General features: G+C 50.6%; 14 protein-coding genes and 7 tRNA genes. 10 read left to right on the top strand and 11 right to left on the bottom strand.

Features of this window, described 5'->3' with window-relative positions:
• Positions 1-18 precede the first annotated feature (18 nt).
• From C2M29_RS14125 to C2M29_RS14100, 6 genes are all read left to right on the top strand, one after another.
• Positions 19-3,414 carry a chromosome segregation SMC family protein gene (locus C2M29_RS14125; protein WP_105190402.1) on the top strand — a complete coding sequence of 1,132 codons (3,396 nt, stop codon included), beginning with the start codon at positions 19-21 and terminating at the stop codon, positions 3,412-3,414.
• A 29-nt stretch (positions 3,415-3,443) separates the two neighbouring features.
• Positions 3,444-4,223 (top strand): cell division protein ZipA, encoded by a 780-nt coding sequence (zipA, locus tag C2M29_RS14120; protein WP_105190401.1) that lies wholly within the window; start codon positions 3,444-3,446, stop codon positions 4,221-4,223.
• A gap of 95 nt (positions 4,224-4,318) precedes the next feature.
• Positions 4,319-6,337, top strand: coding sequence for an NAD-dependent DNA ligase LigA (ligA, locus tag C2M29_RS14115; protein WP_105190400.1), 2,019 nt, complete (start codon positions 4,319-4,321; stop codon positions 6,335-6,337).
• 3 nt (positions 6,338-6,340) lie between these two features.
• Positions 6,341-6,685: a DUF3392 family protein gene (locus tag C2M29_RS14110; RefSeq protein WP_105190399.1), complete on the top strand. Its 345-nt coding sequence runs from the start codon at positions 6,341-6,343 to the stop codon at positions 6,683-6,685.
• Positions 6,682-7,185, top strand: a complete 504-nt coding sequence (locus C2M29_RS14105) for a DUF2919 domain-containing protein (protein WP_199774887.1) — start codon at positions 6,682-6,684, stop codon at positions 7,183-7,185. The genes C2M29_RS14110 and C2M29_RS14105 overlap by 4 nt, the downstream gene beginning before the upstream one ends.
• 1 nt (position 7,186) lies before the next feature.
• A complete protein-coding gene (locus C2M29_RS14100) occupies positions 7,187-7,648 on the top strand; it encodes a hypothetical protein (RefSeq protein ID WP_105190397.1) in 462 nt (153 codons plus the stop codon).
• Between the two features lie 55 nt (positions 7,649-7,703).
• Here C2M29_RS14100 and C2M29_RS14095 read toward each other — a convergent pair whose 3' ends face one another.
• The 3 genes from C2M29_RS14095 to C2M29_RS14085 are packed head-to-tail and all read right to left on the bottom strand — an operon-like array spanning position 7,704 to position 10,876.
• Positions 7,704-8,582, bottom strand: a complete 879-nt coding sequence (locus C2M29_RS14095; RefSeq protein ID WP_105190396.1) for a DsbA family protein — start codon at positions 8,580-8,582, stop codon at positions 7,704-7,706.
• Complete coding sequence (locus C2M29_RS14090; protein ID WP_105190395.1) at positions 8,582-9,772, bottom strand: pyridoxal phosphate-dependent aminotransferase; 1,191 nt, start codon at positions 9,770-9,772, stop codon at positions 8,582-8,584. Before C2M29_RS14090 ends, C2M29_RS14095 begins: the two co-directional genes overlap by 1 nt.
• Before the next feature lie 15 nt (positions 9,773-9,787).
• Positions 9,788-10,876: an FAD-dependent oxidoreductase gene (locus C2M29_RS14085; protein WP_105190394.1), complete on the bottom strand. Its 1,089-nt coding sequence runs from the start codon at positions 10,874-10,876 to the stop codon at positions 9,788-9,790.
• A gap of 187 nt (positions 10,877-11,063) precedes the next feature.
• On the opposite strand from C2M29_RS14085, the gene C2M29_RS14080 reads away from it, so the two are divergent.
• Together C2M29_RS14080 and msrB are read left to right on the top strand one after the other, a co-directional pair.
• Positions 11,064-11,936 (top strand): LysR family transcriptional regulator, encoded by an 873-nt coding sequence (locus C2M29_RS14080; protein ID WP_105190393.1) that lies wholly within the window; start codon positions 11,064-11,066, stop codon positions 11,934-11,936.
• A gap of 121 nt (positions 11,937-12,057) precedes the next feature.
• A complete protein-coding gene (msrB, locus tag C2M29_RS14075) occupies positions 12,058-12,501 on the top strand; it encodes a peptide-methionine (R)-S-oxide reductase MsrB (protein ID WP_105190392.1) in 444 nt (147 codons plus the stop codon).
• A gap of 46 nt (positions 12,502-12,547) precedes the next feature.
• Here msrB and C2M29_RS14070 read toward each other — a convergent pair whose 3' ends face one another.
• From C2M29_RS14070 to C2M29_RS14035, 8 genes are all read right to left on the bottom strand, one after another.
• A complete protein-coding gene (locus tag C2M29_RS14070) occupies positions 12,548-14,410 on the bottom strand; it encodes a DUF885 domain-containing protein (protein WP_105190391.1) in 1,863 nt (620 codons plus the stop codon).
• Between the two features lie 100 nt (positions 14,411-14,510).
• Entirely contained in the window at positions 14,511-16,142 is a 1,632-nt protein-coding gene (locus C2M29_RS14065; RefSeq protein WP_105190390.1) for a response regulator, read from the bottom strand.
• Between the two features lie 338 nt (positions 16,143-16,480).
• Positions 16,481-16,556, bottom strand: a tRNA-Val gene (locus C2M29_RS14060).
• A 116-nt stretch (positions 16,557-16,672) separates the two neighbouring features.
• Positions 16,673-16,748, bottom strand: a tRNA-Val gene (locus C2M29_RS14055).
• A 119-nt stretch (positions 16,749-16,867) separates the two neighbouring features.
• Positions 16,868-16,943, bottom strand: a tRNA-Val gene (locus C2M29_RS14050).
• Positions 16,944-17,070: 127 nt separating this feature from the next.
• Positions 17,071-17,146: transfer RNA gene (locus C2M29_RS14045), tRNA-Val, on the bottom strand.
• 42 nt (positions 17,147-17,188) lie between these two features.
• A tRNA-Val gene (locus C2M29_RS14040) sits at positions 17,189-17,264 on the bottom strand.
• Positions 17,265-17,295: 31 nt separating this feature from the next.
• A tRNA-Val gene (locus C2M29_RS14035) sits at positions 17,296-17,371 on the bottom strand.
• Between the two features lie 275 nt (positions 17,372-17,646).
• Here C2M29_RS14035 and C2M29_RS14030 point away from each other — a divergent pair.
• Both C2M29_RS14030 and C2M29_RS14025 read left to right on the top strand, forming a co-directional pair.
• Positions 17,647-18,450: a DODA-type extradiol aromatic ring-opening family dioxygenase gene (locus C2M29_RS14030; protein ID WP_105190389.1), complete on the top strand. Its 804-nt coding sequence runs from the start codon at positions 17,647-17,649 to the stop codon at positions 18,448-18,450.
• Positions 18,451-18,800: 350 nt separating this feature from the next.
• Positions 18,801-18,876: transfer RNA gene (locus C2M29_RS14025), tRNA-Ala, on the top strand.
• Positions 18,877-18,932: the final 56 nt, after the last annotated feature.

Raw genomic sequence — 18,932 nt, 5'->3', positions numbered from 1 at the left:
CTAGAATAATGAGGCGTAATGCGCTTAAGCAGCATAAAACTGGCGGGTTTTAAGTCCTTCGTTGATGCCACCAAAATTCCTTTTCCCGACCCCATGACCTGTGTGGTGGGGCCAAACGGCTGTGGCAAATCCAATGTGATCGATGCGGTGCGCTGGGTGCTTGGTGAAAGCTCGGCAAAAAATCTCCGTGGTGATGCCATGACGGACGTTATTTTTAACGGTGCTGCGACCCGTAAGCCGGTTTCCCAAGCCTCGGTTGAGCTGGTATTTGACAATACTCAGGGGCGCTTGCCCGGCACCATGGCGGCGCGCAATCAGGTTGCCATTAAGCGTGTGGTGACCCGCGATGGCCAGTCTCTGTATTACCTCAACGGCAGTAAATGTCGCAAGCGCGATATTACCGACATCTTCCTGGGCACCGGCCTTGGGCCGCGTAGCTATGCCATTATTGAGCAGGGCATGATCTCCCGGCTGATCGAAAGTAAGCCACTGGAATTAAGGGTCTTTATCGAAGAAGCCGCCGGCGTATCAAAATACAAGGAGCGGCGCCGGGAGACGCAAACCCGTATTCGCAGCACCAAGGAAAACCTCGAGCGTCTGCTTGATGTACGTGCCGAGTTGCAAACCCAGCTCGATAAGCTTGAACATCAGGCGCAGCAAGCCAGCAGTTATCGCGAGCTGAAAGCGCAGCAGCGCCGCTATAAGGGCGAGCTGGCGGTGCTTAAATGGCAAAAGCTGCATCAACAGCAGCTGCAACAATCCGAGCAGCTTGCCGAGTTGAAAGAACAGCTGGCATTTTTTAAAGATGCCCACCGCGGTGAGCAGGATGTACTCAGTGCCTATCAGCAGCAACTGGACGATACCAATGCGGCGCTTAATCATAACCAGCAACAAATATTTCAAACCGACAACCAGCTGGCGCGTTTGGAACAGCAACAAATTCATGCCAAGCAGCGGGCCCATCAATTGCAGGCCAGCATAGCGCAAAACCAGCAACAGCAGACGCAGCTGCTCGAGGCGCAGCGCCAACAAAACGAGTTCGTCGCCCAGCATCAAGCCCGATATGAAGAGCAGCAACAGCTCAGTGAAGAGTTGCAAGAAGCCCTGTTGGAGTGTCAGGCGGTGCGCGATGAGGCCGATGAGCAGTTCGCTCAGTTGCAGCATCAACAGCATCAGCAGCGCGAGTCTTTATATCAATATCAGCGCCAGCTCCAACAATGCCGTCATGAGCATCAAGGTGCTGCTGCCAGGCTGCACGCTTTCCAGCAGCAAATCGACGAAAATAGCGCCGTCCTTGCCCGTCATCAGCAAGCCTCCTTGATGCAGCAACTTGAGGACAGCGAGCAACAAAGCAAGGCCTTAACCGAGCGCCTGGCCAAGGCGCAAAGTGCGCAGTTACAGTGCGAGCAAGCCTTGCGGGCTAACGGGGAAGAACTGAATCGCGCCAGTGAAGAACATCAAACCTTACTGCGTCAGATTCAAGAGCTGGGTGCTAAACGCGACGCCATTCACTCTGTGTTACAGGATGAACAGGCAGAGCAGGGCAACAGTGTGCTGTTTCAACTTGAGGTGCAAAAGGGCTATGAGCAGGTCATTGAGGCCTCGTTAATGCAGCTACGTCATTTGCCGGTTGGCGACGATAACGGCGGTAGCTGGTTAGCGCCGCCAGTTGATAAAGCGCCAAAGCAATCGGTCGCTCAATTTATCAAAGCCGGTGCTTACCCAGACTTGTTACATCGTATCGCCTTTGATGCCAAAGGCGATACTCGGGTGCTGGATGATCCCAACTGGTTGGCGGTGATCAATGAAAATGCCCAATTGCATGGTCGTCACTGGTGTTTGCAGGCCAATCGTGAGCAGCTCGGGGTGCTCGCGCAGCGCCAGCAACTCGATGAATTGGGCGCCGCCCTAAAGCAGCACCAGGATAAATTGCCGACAATAGAAAAAGAGCTGAAACAGCTTAACGACGAGCGGCAAACGTTAAAAGCATCCCTTGAGCAGGCCAAGCTGGAAGTCCATGAGTATTCTAAATCCTATGCCAGCATGCAAACCCGCCAGGAGTTGCTCAAAGAGCAGGCTCAGCAATGGCAACAGGAGCTAGTGCGTTTGCAGACCCGAGCACACACCCTGGCCGAGCAAGTTGAGGCGGCAGAATTGGTGCTGGAGCAACAGCAGGCGCGCATTGAGCAAGCCGAGGAAGCCCTGGCACAGGCGGAGCATAATTCAGATCAAGAACACCACCAGTTTGAGCAAGCCCAGCAGGCCTTGAAACAGGCCCAATTGCGTGTGCAAGATATTCAGGGGCAGATTAACGAAGCGCACATTAACACCGAGCGCCTGCACAGTGAGCTGACCTTAAGTCAGAGCAAGCAAGACAACATTGAACGTGAGCTGGAATTGGTGTGCGGGCAATTAGCCGCGGCCGAAGCCGAACAGCAGGAGGTCGCCGAGCCCATCGCCGTGCAGGAAGAACAAATCGCCCAGTTGCTGGAGCAAAAAGAGCTGCTCGGCAACGAACAACTGGCCTTGCAGCAGCAGCTCGAACAGGCCCAAAGCGAGTTGCAGCAAAATAAGGATAAATTGGCTCAAGGCGAACAACAAAGAGAGCAACTGCAAGAGCAAATCCAGCAGGCCTTGTTGTCAGAGCAAACCCTGACCTTAAAGGCGCAACAGGCCTTGGCACCGCTGGAAGAGCTCAATACCAGCTTGAAAGCCGTGCTCGAAACCCTGCCGCAAGATGCCCAGGCCGGACGTTGGCAGGCGCAGCTCACCAACTTGGACAAGCAGTTAAGCGATTTGGGGGCGGTGAACCTGGCCGCCATCGACGAGTTTGCCAGTGCCAAGGAGCGCAAACAGTATCTGGATGAGCAGCTAGACGATCTCACCAAGGCGATGCAGACGCTGGAAGCGGCCATCGCCAAAATAGACCGCCAGACCAAGGCCCAGTTTAAGGCCACCTTCGAGCAGATCAATGATGATCTCCAGGAGTTGTTTCCCAAGGTCTTTGGTGGCGGCTCAGCCTATTTGGAATTGACCAGCGATGACTTACTTGAAAGCGGGGTGGCGATAATGGCTCGGCCGCCAGGCAAGAAAAATTCCACAATCCATTTGTTAAGTGGTGGAGAAAAAGCGCTGACCGCATTATCATTGGTGTTTTCTATATTCAGGCTCAATCCAGCACCATTTTGTATGCTTGACGAGGTTGATGCGCCGTTAGATGATGCCAATGTCGGCCGTTTTTGCCGTCTGGTTGAAGAAATGTCGCAAACCGTGCAATTTATATACATCAGCCATAATAAAATTGCCATGGAAATGGCGGGGCGCCTGACCGGTGTGACTATGGCGGAACCTGGAGTGTCACGTATGGTAGCGGTGGATATTGAGCAAGCAATGGAAATGGCTCAAGCCAGTTAATTGAACAAACTAAGAATAAAGGTGAGGGGATGGCCGAAGATCTCAGATGGGTATTAATTCTAATCAGTGCGGTAGTAATTGGTGGTTTGCTAATTCACGGCCTCTGGTCGGTGCGCAAGCGTTCGCAAGCGGTCGATAACACCGCAGCGACCAAAACCAAGGCCCCAGCCCCAGAGCAACCAAAGGCGCCTCAGGACGCATCGAATACTGCGAGTAGTACAGCGAGCCCTTTGGCGAACCAGTCTGTGGACCCGTCGGTGAACTCTGATGTGCGTGAAGAGCCAAGCTTTAATGCCTTGGACGATGAAGAGCCGAGTGTGGGTAATTTTGCCATCGAAGAAGATGAGCAAGCGGATGCTGGCCAGGAACATAAACATGAGACCCAGCCCAGTGCAGTGCAGCCGGAAGATTTTGTGATTATCCATGTGCATATGCCCGAGGGTCTGCAAATGCAGGGCGCCAAATTATTGCCTTTGGTATTAACTCTGGGCTTCAAATATTCCGACGACGGTTTTTTCCATCGCCACGAACACAGCAGTGGCCAAGGCCCAGTACTGTTTCGCATGGTGAACATGTACAACCCGGGCACCTTTGATATCGATAATATGGAGCAATTTAGCACCGCAGGTATCAGCCTGTTTATGACCTTGCCGAACGAAGGCGAGGCCATGACCACCTTTAATATGCTGCACAGTGCTGCGAAAAAGCTGGCCGAAGAGTTTGGTGCCGAGCTGTTGGATCAAAACCGTCAGCCGCTGAGCGTAAACGGCATTCGCGAGTACGTGGAAAAAGTCCGCGAGTACGCTTAATCCTGCGGTGTTAGCCTTATATTTCTAAGGTGAAGCACGCAGGGAAACACATTTAAACTAAGCCACCACCCGGTGGCTTTTTTATCGAGGTAGATATGAGTCTCACGCCTGAGCAACAGATTGCCGAGCTACGCTCCACGTTGGAGGAGCATAATTACAATTATTATGTATTGGATCACCCCAGCATTCCCGATGCCGAATATGACCGTCTTATGCGTCAGTTACAGGCGCTGGAGGCAGAGCATCCACATTTGCAAAGCCCTGATTCGCCGAGCCAAAAGGTAGGTGGCACGGCATTGAGCAAATTCTCCCAGGTGACTCACCAGGTACCCATGTTGTCCCTCGACAACGCCTTTGATGAAGATGAATTCAACGCCTTTAATAAGCGTATCAACGACCGTTTGGCAGCCAGTGCCGAGCAAACCTTTTGTTGCGAGCCTAAACTCGATGGTTTAGCGGTGTCTATCCTGTATCGTGACGGGGTGCTGGTGCAGGCGGCGACGCGCGGCGACGGCCAGGTTGGTGAGAACATTACCGAGAACGTTAAAACCATCCGCAATATTCCCTTGAAGCTGCGCGGTGACTTTCCCGAAGAGCTGGAAGTACGTGGTGAGGTGTTTATGGACTTGGCCGGTTTCCATCGCCTTAACGAGGAAGCTAAAGCGAACGACGGCAAGGTGTTTGCAAACCCGCGTAATGCCGCTGCTGGCAGTTTGCGCCAGCTCGACTCAAAAATCACCGCCAAACGCCCGCTGATGTTCTACGCCTATTCCATGGGTCAGGTAATTGGCGCCGAGCTGGCGGGCGGTCACTTCGAACAGCTACATCAGCTGAAAGATTGGGGTCTGCCACTGTGTCCCGAGACCAAGCTGGTTAATGGCGCCGCCGAGGCCATTGCCTATTACAAGGATATACTGACGCGCCGCGGCGAGCTCAAATATGAAATCGATGGCGTGGTGATCAAGGTTAACGATAAAGACGCGCAAGAGCAGCTGGGGTTTGTGGCCCGAGCGCCGCGTTGGGCCATTGCCTTTAAATTCCCGGCGCAAGAAGAGATCACCCAGTTGCTGGATGTGGAATTCCAGGTTGGTCGCACCGGTGCCATTACACCCGTTGCGCGCTTGGCGCCCGTGTACGTGGGTGGGGTGACGGTGTCTAACGCCACCTTACATAATGGCGATGAAATTGCCCGCTTAGGGGTTAAAATTGGCGATACCGTGGTGGTGCGCCGTGCTGGTGATGTGATCCCGCAGATCACTCAGGTGGTACTGGAGCAGCGTCCGGCGGATGCCAAAGACATAATTTTCCCAAGCCAGTGCCCCGTATGCCATTCCCACGTCGAGCGCATTGAAGGCGAGGCGGTGGCTCGTTGTAGCGGCGGTTTAGTATGTGCGGCTCAGCGTAAGGAAGCGATTAAACATTTCGCCTCGCGCAAGGCCATGGATATCGATGGTCTGGGCGATAAAATCGTTGAGCAATTGGTGGAACGTGAACTGATCCATACTCCGGCTGAACTGTTCCAATTACGCCAGGGTCATTTTGAAAGCCTGGAGCGCATGGGACCGAAGTCGGCGGCTAACCTGGTGAATGCGTTGGAGGAAGCCAAGACCACAACACTGGCCAAGTTTATTTATTCCCTGGGTATACGCGAGGTAGGAGAGGCAACGGCGCAAAACCTGGCCAATCATTACCTCACCCTGGATGCCATTATGCAGGCGAGCATAGAGCAGCTACAGGAAGTCAGTGATGTGGGTGAGATAGTCGCCAAGCATATCCACAGCTTCTTTAGTGAGGAGTCAAACCAAGGCGTTGTTCAGGCCTTGCTCGACGAAGGCGTACACTGGCCAGCGCTCGAGGTTAAAAGCGAAAGTGAGCAACCACTCACCGGCTTAACCTATGTGCTTACCGGAACCTTGCATACTTTGACCCGTAACGATGCTAAGGCACGCTTACAGACTCTGGGTGCTAAGGTGGCGGGCAGTGTGTCGGCGAAAACTCATGCCCTGGTGGCCGGAGAAAAGGCCGGCTCTAAACTCACCAAGGCGCAGGAGCTGGGCATTGAGATTCTCAGTGAAGACGACTTAATGGCCTTGTTTGCCGAACACGGTGCCTAAGCCATGAATGATTTTATCGCCTGGCTGGAGTCGGGCTTATTTCGTTTTGGTCAGTGGTTGTCACCCCATCTCGGTGACATCGCCCTGGTGTTCGTGGTCTGTATTATCGGACTGTATGCTGGCGATGTGATCAAAACCGTTAAGAAGCTGGTGGCCGGTAAGCACTTTTTGCTGCGCACCTTAGTATTTGTGCTCGTCAGTGCCTTTGGTTTAGGGGTATTAACCCTGTGGGTGAGCCCCTTTATGGCTAAGGCTCTGATGTTTTTCGGCAGCACCTATTTGCCGCTGATGGTATTTGCCGCCTTTATCCTGGTAGGGGTACTGGCGGACAGGAAATCCCAGCTGTGAAACATTATGGTCCGGAATATTGGGATAAGCATGGCGCTTATCGCACCCCGATAGGCTTTACTCTCGCCCTGATGATATTGCTGCGCCCCTATCTTATTTGGGCCTTTGCGGCCATATCTCGACGCCCCGAGCTCGATTTAGTGGCCCTGGTATATCGGCAAAAGCAGGACTTTTTTGTAGCCTTGGCCATAGCGGCTATCGCCATAGTGCCGGCCACGGTTTATTCCCTGCGCCGCCCCGGTAGCAACCCCAAATTAAAGTCCCTGTGGCGGCATATGCGCTGGCCCCTGGTGCTATGCGCCGTGCTCGATTTAGCCTGGCTTATTTTACAGGCTTCACAGCAGTACTATCGATTTTCCTTTTATATTGCCGTTCAGGCGGTGGCGGTCGCCTGGATCATCCTGTATTTAATGCGTAGCCGCTATTTACGGGTGTTTTTTGCCGATTGGCCGGATGAGCTAGAGAGTAAGAAACAAGACCAGAAAAATAAGGAAGAATAGGGTGTTTGGCACCCATATCTCGCCGCGACCCATAGATACGACCCTGGCCAAGTTTACCTTGGGCGCTGTGCTGCCGGTGGTTATCATGCTCTGGTTAACGGCATCTTGGCCGCTTTTGCGCATGACGTTGATGCTGTCCTATGTCGTGGCCTTGACCTCCTGCCTCTACCGCCTGACTCCCTGGTTTATCGCTCGCAATCCGGTGAGCCGCTTTGTTCGGCGTGAACAAAGGCAGTTAAAGCTTTGCTCACTGGCAGGCGTTTTTGACTTCCATGGCCCCTGGTACACGCTGCCCATAGAGACTATTTCATCGGTACGGATTTATGAGCACGGTCTGGAGTTTATAGCGGAGGATAGGGTGGTTCGACTCAGTGTGGTTGGCTCCAAGGAAAGCCTGCATACCTATATGCGCTCGGTACTTGCCGATACCAAAGTGGAGTGGCTGGCAGAGGAAAGTGCATAGGCAATAAGTGAATAGGGAGAGTATTCACCTAATGCCTGCACGTAATCTGGGGCGCTTAGAGCGCCGGTTTGTGCCAGAAGCTGCCGCCGGCAATCTGACTTTCGATAAAGCCGAACTGGTGCAGTTCGATGCGCGCTTCCTCGGCGCTTACCTGCAATACCTCACAGGCTTCACGTAACGTCCAGCTTGGGTAGGATGTTAATTTTTGCTGTACGGTTAAATGGCGACGTTTCGGTTGCGCTTCACCCATCAACACCAAGGCGCGCTCGAGGTTTTGATACGGCTGTGAGCCGGCCAGTCTAAAGGCGTTGTCACCGTTGAAAATCAGTGAAGGGAAGCCGCGGGCGCCCAGCTGCATCATTTCCTGTTGCTCTGTGTTAAAGATCGTCAGTACCTGCTCACTATGGAGCAAGGTAGCAAATGCTTGTCCGTCCAGACCCATGGATGTCACCAGCTCAGCAAGTGCTTCATCTTTTGCCATATTTTCGGCATAGAGGAAGATGCGCTCACGCATCAGGCGCACAAAGGCCGATTCCAGATTGGGAGCCAGTAAGCGTACGGCAATGGCCGCTCGACAAAGAATATACGAGTTACTGATCGGATCCTTGGCCCACATTGAAGGGTCAATGGGCTGCTGGTAGTGCTGAGCCACCTGCTGCCAGTGGCCGATTACATCCGTGGGTTTGGCGATGCCATTGCCTGGATCGCCAAAGTTCTCCCAGCCCGGCAACAGGCCACCATGAATATAGCGCTCGTTAACCTGATAGTTTAATTTCAGTCGGCGCCAAACCGGCTCTAAGGCCCAGCAATGAGAACAAATAGGATCGGTGACAAAGACAAGGTGCGTCTGCTCCGTCTGAGTAGCCTTGGCATCTAGGTCCTTGTCGGTCTCATAGTTCGGCATTACACAGCCGATATCTGCATCACATTCCATTATTTTTCCTGCCTTAATGCGTTAATTCCTGCCTCAATGCGATCCAGACCCTGGTCTAAAATCTCCAGGCTGGTCGCAAAGCAGATGCGGATATGGCCCTTGGCGCCGGGGCCAAAAAAGCGCTCATTGCCGGGGACCACAGCGACCTTAAAGTTGCGCAAATGCTCAACCAGCTCCTCCGCTTCCATGCCGGTTGCGGAAATATCGGCAAACAACAAATAGGTGGCCTCTGGTGCCTGACAACTAACGCCTTCGATGGCATTTAATCTTTTTACCGCGTGGTCGCGAAGAGCCGTAAGGTGCTCGATAAAGGCATCCACCCAATACCAGCAGCTTTTCAGTGCCGTGGTAGCGGCAACTTGAGAAATGGTTGAAACCCCGCCCGCGGTGGTCATCACATAGGCGGCGTCGACAATCTTTTGATGCACGTCGGCATTAGGAGAGATCACTGCACCGACACGCAGACCGGCTAAACCAAAGGCTTTGGAAAAACCATAGACTGTGATCACGCGCTCACACAGCTCGGGGGCCAGATGATGGAAACTGGTAAATTGTTTTTCCGGATAAATGATATCAGACCAAATTTCGTCGTTCATGATCCACAGCTGGTGCTGGTTGGCAAACTCGGCGATGGTCTTTAAATCTTCCAAGGGAATAATTTTACCCAGCGGGTTATGCGGGTTACACACGCCAATGAGGCGGGTTTTATCGCTAAGCAGTTCTGGCAATAGCTCAAGTTTAAAACGACCCGTGTCTTTATCATAAGGGCAACGGATCACCTTGCCGCCGGCCGCTAACACCGACTGTTCAAAGAGAAAATCAACCGGGTCGAAAATAATGGCTTCATCACCGGGTTCAAGGCAAAAACGTGCGGTCGCGTACATGCCGCTGGCGGCGCTGTCGATGGGTAAGATCAATTCCGGGTCAAGGCGATAGTCTTTGCGCAGTGCTAAGGCACTGGCCAATTCGTTTTTAAATTCAGACAAGCCCTGGTGTGGGCCATAGGAAAACACTCCGCTTTGGGCATAATCGGCGATTGCTTGGCGAATTTCTTTGGCCACCGCGAAGTCCGGATCGGCAGCGGTCAGGGGAATGATATCGGCATCGGTTTCCGCCCAGCGAAAGTTGTAAGCCCGAGTTCGCAAGGTCTCCAAGGGCACCTGATCGTGTGCAAATAATGAGGTAGTCATCAATTTAACTCCAATTTAAAAAGCGAATGGGATTTTCTGTTCGTGATGATGAGGGGCTAAAAACTCCTGCTGCAAGGCTAACCCCTGAGTCAGATAGTTGGCAACAACGCTTTTACGCATCACGGAGAAATGCTCCAGTGCGGTCACATCGAAGCCCTCGACGCTTGATTCAAAAATCTTCGCCAGTTCTATGGCATCTTCAATAGCAGAGTTTACGCCCTGACTGGTAAAGGGCAGCAGGGCATGGGCCGCATCACCTAGCAGCACCACGTTGTGCTTGTGGAAGCGCTCCAGCGGAATAAGATAACAGGTATTCCAAATATGCGACTGTGAGAAGTCGGTTAACTTGATCAGGGCATTAATCGGGTCGGGCCATTGGCTAACCAGGCGTTCGGCAAAGTGCTGTTTACCTGTTTCGCTGTCGTCAAGAATATCGAAGCGTTCGCAGTCATACTGTACAAACCAGACCACGCTTTGCTCGTCTGCAGGCACCATACCAACCGCCAAGCCGCCGTCTAGGTGTTTGTACTTAACAAACTTATTTTCAAGTTGCTGCACCAGCTCCGGGCTTTTAACGATGGAAACCAGCTCTTTAACCTTGATATCGGAGCGCTTCGCTTCGGGGAAGATTTGTGCGCGCACCGCTGAGCGGCCGCCATCACAGCCAAGGAAGTAATCGGCCTCGACTTTTTCACCATTGGTAAAACAGGCTAGCTTAGCGCAGCCGTCCTGGTGCCATTCAAAATGAGAGAACTGATGATCGAAATGCAGCCATTCAGAGGGAATTTCGTTTAGCAGCACGTCCAAAAATGCCTTGCGGGTTACCCCGTAGCTTCCCTCTAAGGTTTCTTCGATCAGCAAGTTATTGTTGTCGTCGACGATATGACATAGTTCAACCGGGTAACCTACCTCGGCTGCTTGCTTGTCTAAACCAAGTTGGGCCATGGCCTTAACGCCATTTTCGAGCATGATAAAGCCTAAACCTTCGCGTCCTGAAAGCGGGCTACGTTCGTAAATGTCGACGCGTCCACCCAGTTTTTTGTAGTAAATAGCGAAAGCCAAACCGGCAATACCACCGCCGATAATTGCAATTCTTGGTCTCATATCCCCTCCGATAAACACCAGTTACACTTGTACCTGGTTGTAGCTATTTTGTTATCGGCGTGATGCTATCCTTTATCATGAGGTAAATTAATGCTTAAATGTGCATAATGATTCTGCAAAAATGCATAGCAAGCGGGCGTGTTGGCAGAGGTAAACTTCGAATTCAGGAAGTATTGGAATTTTTAGTGTGAAAGAGTTTAATTGGGACGACGTCAAAGTGGCGTATCGCGTTGCTGCCACCGGCTCTTTGGCTAAGGCGGCGGAATTAGAAGCCATTAACTACACCACCGTATTACGGAAAATTAACCGCTTAGAGAAAGACCTGGGGTGTAAGCTGTTTTTTCGCAATCAGCGCGGCTATCAAATAACCGAAGCGGGCACGCGTTTACTGGAAACCTTTCCGGAAATTGAAAGCCGTTTCAACCAGTTGCCGTCACAGCTTTTGGCTACTTCCGATCAGGTCAAGGGTACCCTGAAGATCACTACCTTACCCGAATATTCCTCGTTTTTGCATCCCATTCTAGTGCAAGCGCAACAGCAGTATCGGGATTTGAAAATTTTAGTCGATGTCAGCGATGACATAGTGCCGCTGGGAGAAGGCAAAGCCCATGTGTCTATCCGCGCCGGTGCCATGCCAACGCAGGCGGATTTGATTGCCTTGAAGGTCAGTGACCTCAATTTCTCTTATTATTATTCCGAGCACTATTTTCAGGTACACCAGGCGCCCAAGTGTGAAAGTGAATTCAATCAACATCAATGGGTGATGCCCGGTGGGCGTAAGAGAAATTTAACCTTTGTTAAGCAGGTGCTGGAAGCAATTGACGAAAACAATATTTGTTACCAAAGCAATAACCTGCTCGATATTCAGTTTGCCATCGAAAATGGCTTAGGCATTGGCCCCATAGACGACAGCAAAGCCAAGCAGTGTCCGCATTTAAAGCGTCTTGATTGTATTGAACCGCATAACGATAGCAGCCTGTGGTTTGTGTATCATAAGGACCTTCGTGAAGATAATCGCATCCAGGCCATTATTCGTTTAGGGAAGGCCTATATCCGCTGATGTCAGTTTTAACATGGAACCGGGACGCTAGTGTTAAGCCTGTTTAGGCACTAAGAGCTAGACCAAGGGCGCGCAGGTGTGTCAAAGTTGCCTTGCCGACTAGCCAAACTGTGGAGTGACTATGTTGAACTGGCAAAATATTCTTATGATGAGCGCGAAGGGCAACCCCGAGCCTCCTTATCGCGTGGAAAAAACCGAGCAGCAATGGCGTGAGCAACTCAGTGAAGAGGCGTTTTACGTGACCCGTAAAAAAGGCACAGAACGCCCTTTTAGCAGTGATTCATGTGCCTTGTTTGAACCTGGACGCTACCATTGTGTGTGTTGTGATAATTTGCTGTTTGATGGTGCCGAAAAGTTTGATAGTGGCAGTGGCTGGCCTTCGTTCACCCAGCCGGCAAGCGACAATGCCATCGCCTATATTGCCGATGGCAGTCATGGTATGCAGCGCATAGAAGCCATCTGTAATGTTTGTGATGCCCACTTGGGGCATGTTTTTCCCGATGGTCCACCGCCATCACATCTGCGTTATTGCATTAACGCTGTAGCGATAGTTAAAGGTGACTAGATTAGAGTTATAAGTAAAAATTAAGGGCCCGACAGGGCCCTTGATGTTATTTCTGTGCGGCTATCCAGGCATCGACATCCTGCTCGACGATGGCCATAGGGCGGGCACCGGAGAGCAAGATAACATCATGGAAGGCCTTGATATCAAACTTGTCACCCAGCGCTTTTTTCGCGCGGTCGCGAAGCTCAACCAGTTTTAGCATGCCCAGCTTGTAACCCAGGGCTTGGCCCGGCCAGGCAATATAGCGGTCAATGGCGGGCACCACATCGCTCATGGGGCTGCCGGTCGCGGCGGCAAAGTAATCTATGGCCTGCTGACGGGTCCATTTCTTATAGTGCAAACCTGTATCTACGACCAAACGCGCGGCGCGATACACTTCGGCCTGCAAGCGACCGAGATCGCCAAAGGGATCATTCTCATACATACCCATTTCATAGGCGACCAACTCGGAATACAGGGCCCAGCCTTCAACATAGGCATTGAAAGAGGCGTTTTGGCGCATTAAGCCAATGTCTTGTTGCAACATATTCAGCGCAATTTGGAAATGATGTCCAGGCACGGCTTCATGGTAGGTCAGGGTTTTCATGCCAAAGCTGGGCACCGCGGCCATGTCTTTAAGATTGATATAGAAGACCCCAGGGCGTGAACCATCGAGTGACGGGCCATTGTAGTAACCGCCCGCCGAGCCCGCTTCCACGGCCACTGGGATACGACGAACCTCGACCTTTTGCGGCGGCAGGGTCGAGAAGTAGTCCGGCGCTTTTTGATTTATGGTGACGATTTCATCGCGTAAAAATGCCAGCAGCTCGGCGCGACCTGCATCGCTGTCTTCATATAAAAAGCGCGGCTCGGCGTTAAGCTGTTGCATGCGCTCGTTAACACTGCCTTCGCTGTAGCCATTCGCCTTTAAAATTTCGTCCATACGGGCGCTGATGCGCTTAACTTCATCTAAACCCAGCTGATGGATTTGTTCGGCACTGAGGTCTGAGTCGCCCAAGTAGGTGATCTCATGTTGGTAGAAGGCTTCACCATTGGGTTGAGCCCAGATACCCACTTCTTCGGGCGCTTGCTCCTGTAGGCTTCGCAGGTCGTTGTAGACGCTTGCAAAAGCGGGGTAAATCTTACTGCGGACTATTTCTTCCGCTTGCTGTATATAATCTGTCACTTGTTGTTCGCTCAGGTCTTCAAGCTTATCCAACTTGGCTTTCATTGAGCTCACTAAGGGGTGCTCGCCCGGCGCTACCGAGGTGAAGTTTTCCAGATACCCTAGGGTGTTGGGGAACAAGGCCTTAGGCAGAATCACGCCTAACTTGGCATCGGCATTGACCTTTTCTTGCACTTGCTTAACCACGTCGCTAAAGGCGTTAAGACGGGCTAAATAATCCTTGGCGTCTTGCTCTGAAGCTATTTCATGTTGATCTTTCAACAGGTTTGGCAGGTCGATTAAAGGTCCAGAGAGTTGGTTGACCACATAAGGAAGGTGACCACCCCAGGTATCGATATACCCCGCGGCAAAGTTGGCATCGCCGGCATAGTAGTTAGCGATCACCTGGTTAACCTTCAGGTGTAGGGCATCTTTTTGTGCCAGAGCCGGGTGTTGCAGCGCACCTAATTGCTTGGCGGCATCGCGCATATCTTGTTGCAATCGTTGCATGCCCGCTACCGAATAGTCTGGCAATTTACTGGCATAAGGACCGTATTGCTCGGCCGGTAATTTCAGGGAGGTCGCCAGCGCGCTTTGATGGTCGATAAAGCGTTGGGTATAGGCATCCACTACCTTGGCAATTTGCTGTGAGCTTGGTGCCACAGGGGCTGCCTGTTGTTGTTTTTCTTGCTGTGGAGCTGGGGCGTCTTGGCAACCGGCCAAAGCCAGTGACACACCAAGAGCCAGGGCTGTTAGTTTATTCATCTTGGGTTCGTTTGTTATTGATTTATAGCATCAATATACAGGCTTTGACGCACAATGCCAGCCGTGTGCGCTGGCCTTCAGAGCCTTGGCAGAAAGGGGATCAGAGCGCCGCAGGATGGGCGTGAAGGTATTTTTGCTTAATTTTTTCGTAGCGGGCGCTCATTTCTTCATCGAGTTTGCTGTTATCGAGTAGGGCACAACATTTATCGGCCAGTAGTTGGTTAAAACTGGTACCCTGGCGCACGCTGCCTTCGTACAGGCACTGCAGTAAATTTAAGGCGATGCTGCGGTTTTTCGGCATAACCCGAAAGGCTTGGCTAAAGGCTTCAAGTGCCAGCAGGTAGTTGCCCTGTTTAAACTTCTCCACTGCGTGGTTGTTAAGCTCACGAGGACCCATGGTGAGATCGCGACGTTCGCTTTGCTGTTGCATAGCGGTTTTTAGTTGCAGTGGTGAGCGTCGCTCTGGATAGCGCTCACAGTGGTCGATAATCTTGTTATAGAGAGTCTGGGCTTGGGCTTGAAAACCAAGTTCATGATAGGCCTTGGCCTGATCCAGGGCGCCATCGATGGAGCGGATGGGACTATCATCAATCACCAGTTGCTCGAGCAGCATTTTCGCTTTGTGATGCTCATCTTTAAGGTAATAAAGCCGAGCATTGAGTACATCCACTTGAATTTGCTGTTGGGCATCGGGAAATTGCTTTTTAAGATCATTCAGGTATTTGGTGGTTTGACGCGTAACCCGGGTTATATGCTCACTCTGATCTGTGGTGAGGGCATAGTCGATACCCGCTCGGGCGGCATTAAGATACACATCGGGGCTGTCGTGAATCGAGTGGGGGGCAAACTTGGCGATATCCCGACAGGTTTGGTAGTTTTGCTCGTAATCATGGTTGATTTGCGCCACCTGCGACAAATTACTCTGACGCGCTAAGTTTCTCGGGGCCATGCTGGTGGCGACACTCAGGTAAGCCTGGGCTTGTTCATACCGATTGAGTTTTATTTCTATCTGGCTAAGCAGATCATAGGCGACCAAGCGGGTTTCATCGCGCTCCAGCATGGTTTTTAGCATACGATGGGCGAGGTTATGTTCTTTGTTGCCGATCAGCGCCTCGACCATGCCAATACGCGCCCAGGTAAACTTTTGAATATCCAGCACTGACTTGAAAAAGCGTTTGGCTAGTTCGAACTGCTTTTGCAGCAGTAAGGTCTCGCCCTTGAGGCGTAACAAAACAGCGGCGTAACCCTGATTAGCAACCAGTTTAGCATCGATTACTTTCAGTGCCTTGGAGTAATTCTCATCATCGATTAACTGATAAACGTCTTTAAGGGCATGTTTGCGTTTGACGATGCGCTCAATGCGGCTTTGTAGCTCAAGGGTATTAAAGGGCTTAACTAAAAAGTCGTCGGGATGTAGCTCCAATACACTGTGTACCAGGGCCCCAGAGGTTTCGGCAGAAATAAAAATAAAACCGGTGGCGCCTTTAATTAGTTTTTTGACCTTGAGCTCTTCATAGAGCTGATAACCATCCTGATGCTTGCTGAGGTTAAAAGCGCAAATGATCAAATCGAAGCACTGCTCTTTACATAATTCTTTGGCGAGGATGGCATTCTCGGCAAAATGTAAGGAGCGATAGCCCAGCCGCTCTAAAGACTGCTTCATATAGCTCAGTGCTAGAGGCTGTTCTTCAATGATTAGAATATGGGCTGAACTGGATACTTGCTGAGACATGCCATGGATAGATCAATATCGTTTACATCGACTATATAAACTAGACTCGTGACTGACAAGTAAATCAAGAATAAAGCCTTAAATTGCCTCATTGTTAAGCTTTAGCTGATTCAAAATCTAGGATTTTAGTATTGTTTTTGGTGGTGGTTGGGGGGTTAGATAAGCTTGCTTTCTATGGGAATAAACCCGCTAGTTTTGTTTCGGTACAGGAGCGTCAAGATAAGCAAAATGACTTCAAAAACCAGTCAGTTGTAATGGACTTAAGCCAATAGACCTTGCCTTGCTAAGGATAATAGTGCGATGCATGGCATCTATTTAAGAAAAAAGGAGTCAAAGAATGGTGGGTTGTACTGGACTTGAACCAGTGACCCTCGCCTTGTAAGGGCGATGCTCTCCCAACTGAGCTAACAACCCGCAGTAGGATTACGTTTTAGTAGATGGCTGCTTGTACTGGACTTACCAATAAACCTTGCCTTGCTAAGGATGATAATGCGATGCGAGCATCGTTTTCCTTAACTCCATCAAGATGATGGTGGGTTGTACTGGACTTGAACCAGTGACCCTCGCCTTGTAAGGGCGATGCTCTCCCAACTGAGCTAACAACCCAAAACGTAATGTTTTGCGATTTCTATATGGTGGGTTTTATTGAGTTAAACCAATAAACCTTGCCTTGCTAAGGATAATAATGCGATGCGAGCATCGTTTTCCTTAACTCCATCAAGTGATGGTGGGTTGTACTGGACTTGAACCAGTGACCCTCGCCTTGTAAGGGCGATGCTCTCCCAACTGAGCTAACAACCCATATAGAAATATCAGATATGTCACTTAAAAATGATGCTTGGTTTTACTGGATCTTACCAATACCCCTTGCCTTGTTAAGGATAATAGTGCGATGCGAGCATCGTGCTCCTTAACTCCATCAAAATGATGGTGGGTTGTACTGGACTTGAACCAGTGACCCTCGCCTTGTAAGGGCGATGCTCTCCCAACTGAGCTAACAACCCGGGGTCTTTTAAATTCTATATGAAACTAGACTAGCTAGTAAATGGTGGGTTGTACTGGACTTGAACCAGTGACCCTCGCCTTGTAAGGGCGATGCTCTCCCAACTGAGCTAACAACCCATATAGAATTTCAGATGCGTCACTTTTAAAGTGGTGGGTTGTACTGGACTTGAACCAGTGACCCTCGCCTTGTAAGGGCGATGCTCTCCCAACTGAGCTAACAACCCACATCTGGTAACAACATCGCTGACTAACTTAATTAGCTGCGTTGTTGTGGGGCGCTATTATAGATAGAGAGAAAGGACTGTCAACACTTGAATGACACATTTTGTTTTAGGTGAGGTATTTATAGCCAATGCGTGGGCTATTTAATCAAATCCATCTCTAAATAAGAGGTTGCCGGTGCACTATTGAACATTAGTTGTGCGCCCAGCGCCTAGTGTTGGGCAGTGGATTTTATAACAATAACCACAACCCCTATAAATAAGATGAAGACTTCCCTATGAACTACAGTGCGTTTATTTCTCACGGCGCCGGGCCGTTACCTCTTTTTGGCCATGAAGGTCACCAGGAAATGGTCGAAACATTAGAAAAGTTTGCATCCTTAATCCCAAAGCCTTCGGCAATTATTGTGATCAGTGCGCATTGGGATACCCAGGAGATAAAAGTGAACACCCAGGCTCAGCCACACTTGTTGTATGACTATTATGGTTTTCCAGAGCAGGCCTACAATATTAACTATCCCGTACCGGGGGCTTCTCAGTTAGCTAAAAAATTGCTGTCTGGGTTAACGGGGTTAGGTGTTCCTGTAATAGAAGAAGCTGAGCGGGGGCTGGATCATGGTGTCTTTGTGCCGTTAGCCATAATGTACCCAGAGGCCGATGTTCCTTGCGTGCAAATCTCACTACAGCGTGATTATAGCCCTGAACTTCATCTGCAACTGGGTGAGCAAATAGCAAAGACGATTGCACACCAGGATAATGTCCTTATTTTAGGATCGGGGTTTTCCTTTCATAATATGGCTGCATTTACAGTGGCTGATAACAAGGAAGCAATTAAAAATAACCGTGAGTTTGAAACCTGGGTAAAGCAGGTGCTGAATACGTCCATGCCTAAAGAGGAGAGGGCGCAACACCTGATAAATTGGGAAGCCGCACCCGGAGCGCGATATTGCCACCCCAGCGAGGAGCATCTGATGCCTTTGCATGTGGCCTTAGGGGCGACTCAATCAGAGCCCATTGCTTTTGAGCAAATACCTGTTCTTGGTAAAATAGCCAGTTTCGGGCTTTGGTCTGCGACAAATTAACCACGAGTCGGTTTACTACATACTAACCGCTAAACTGAAAGAAGCGGTTTATTCAGCATCAGGATTCGCGAATGTCTTAGGATATTTATACCGTCTGGCTCGCATCGCGATCAGAACAGGTTTAGATTGAACATAAAGTAAACCGAAGGGATAAAAAGCCCTTGGCTTTTGCACAATAAAAAGCCACAAATACCAGCACCTTGCACAAGCTTTGTTCGCTTTGTCTAAAATTACCGCGGTCGATAAAAAGTTACTTAAAAGATGTTGACTTTGTTTGGGTGGCTGCATAGAATGCGCCCCGCACTAAGCGAGATGACGACGTCAAATTCGTTATCGTTGCACTCAGGTTTGGGGCTATAGCTCAGCTGGGAGAGCGCTTGCATGGCATGCAAGAGGTCGGCGGTTCGATCCCGCCTAGCTCCACCAAAATCTGCAGTGTGTACGCGACCCGCCCGTTGGGCTAGACTTCGAATGTCTAGGTG

This window comes from Pseudoalteromonas sp. T1lg48 (genome assembly GCF_002964785.1).
In the GTDB taxonomy this organism is placed as follows: domain Bacteria; phylum Pseudomonadota; class Gammaproteobacteria; order Enterobacterales; family Alteromonadaceae; genus Pseudoalteromonas.
The sequence above is the reverse complement of the archived record's forward strand: the minus strand, read 5'-3'. Positions and strand labels throughout refer to the sequence as shown.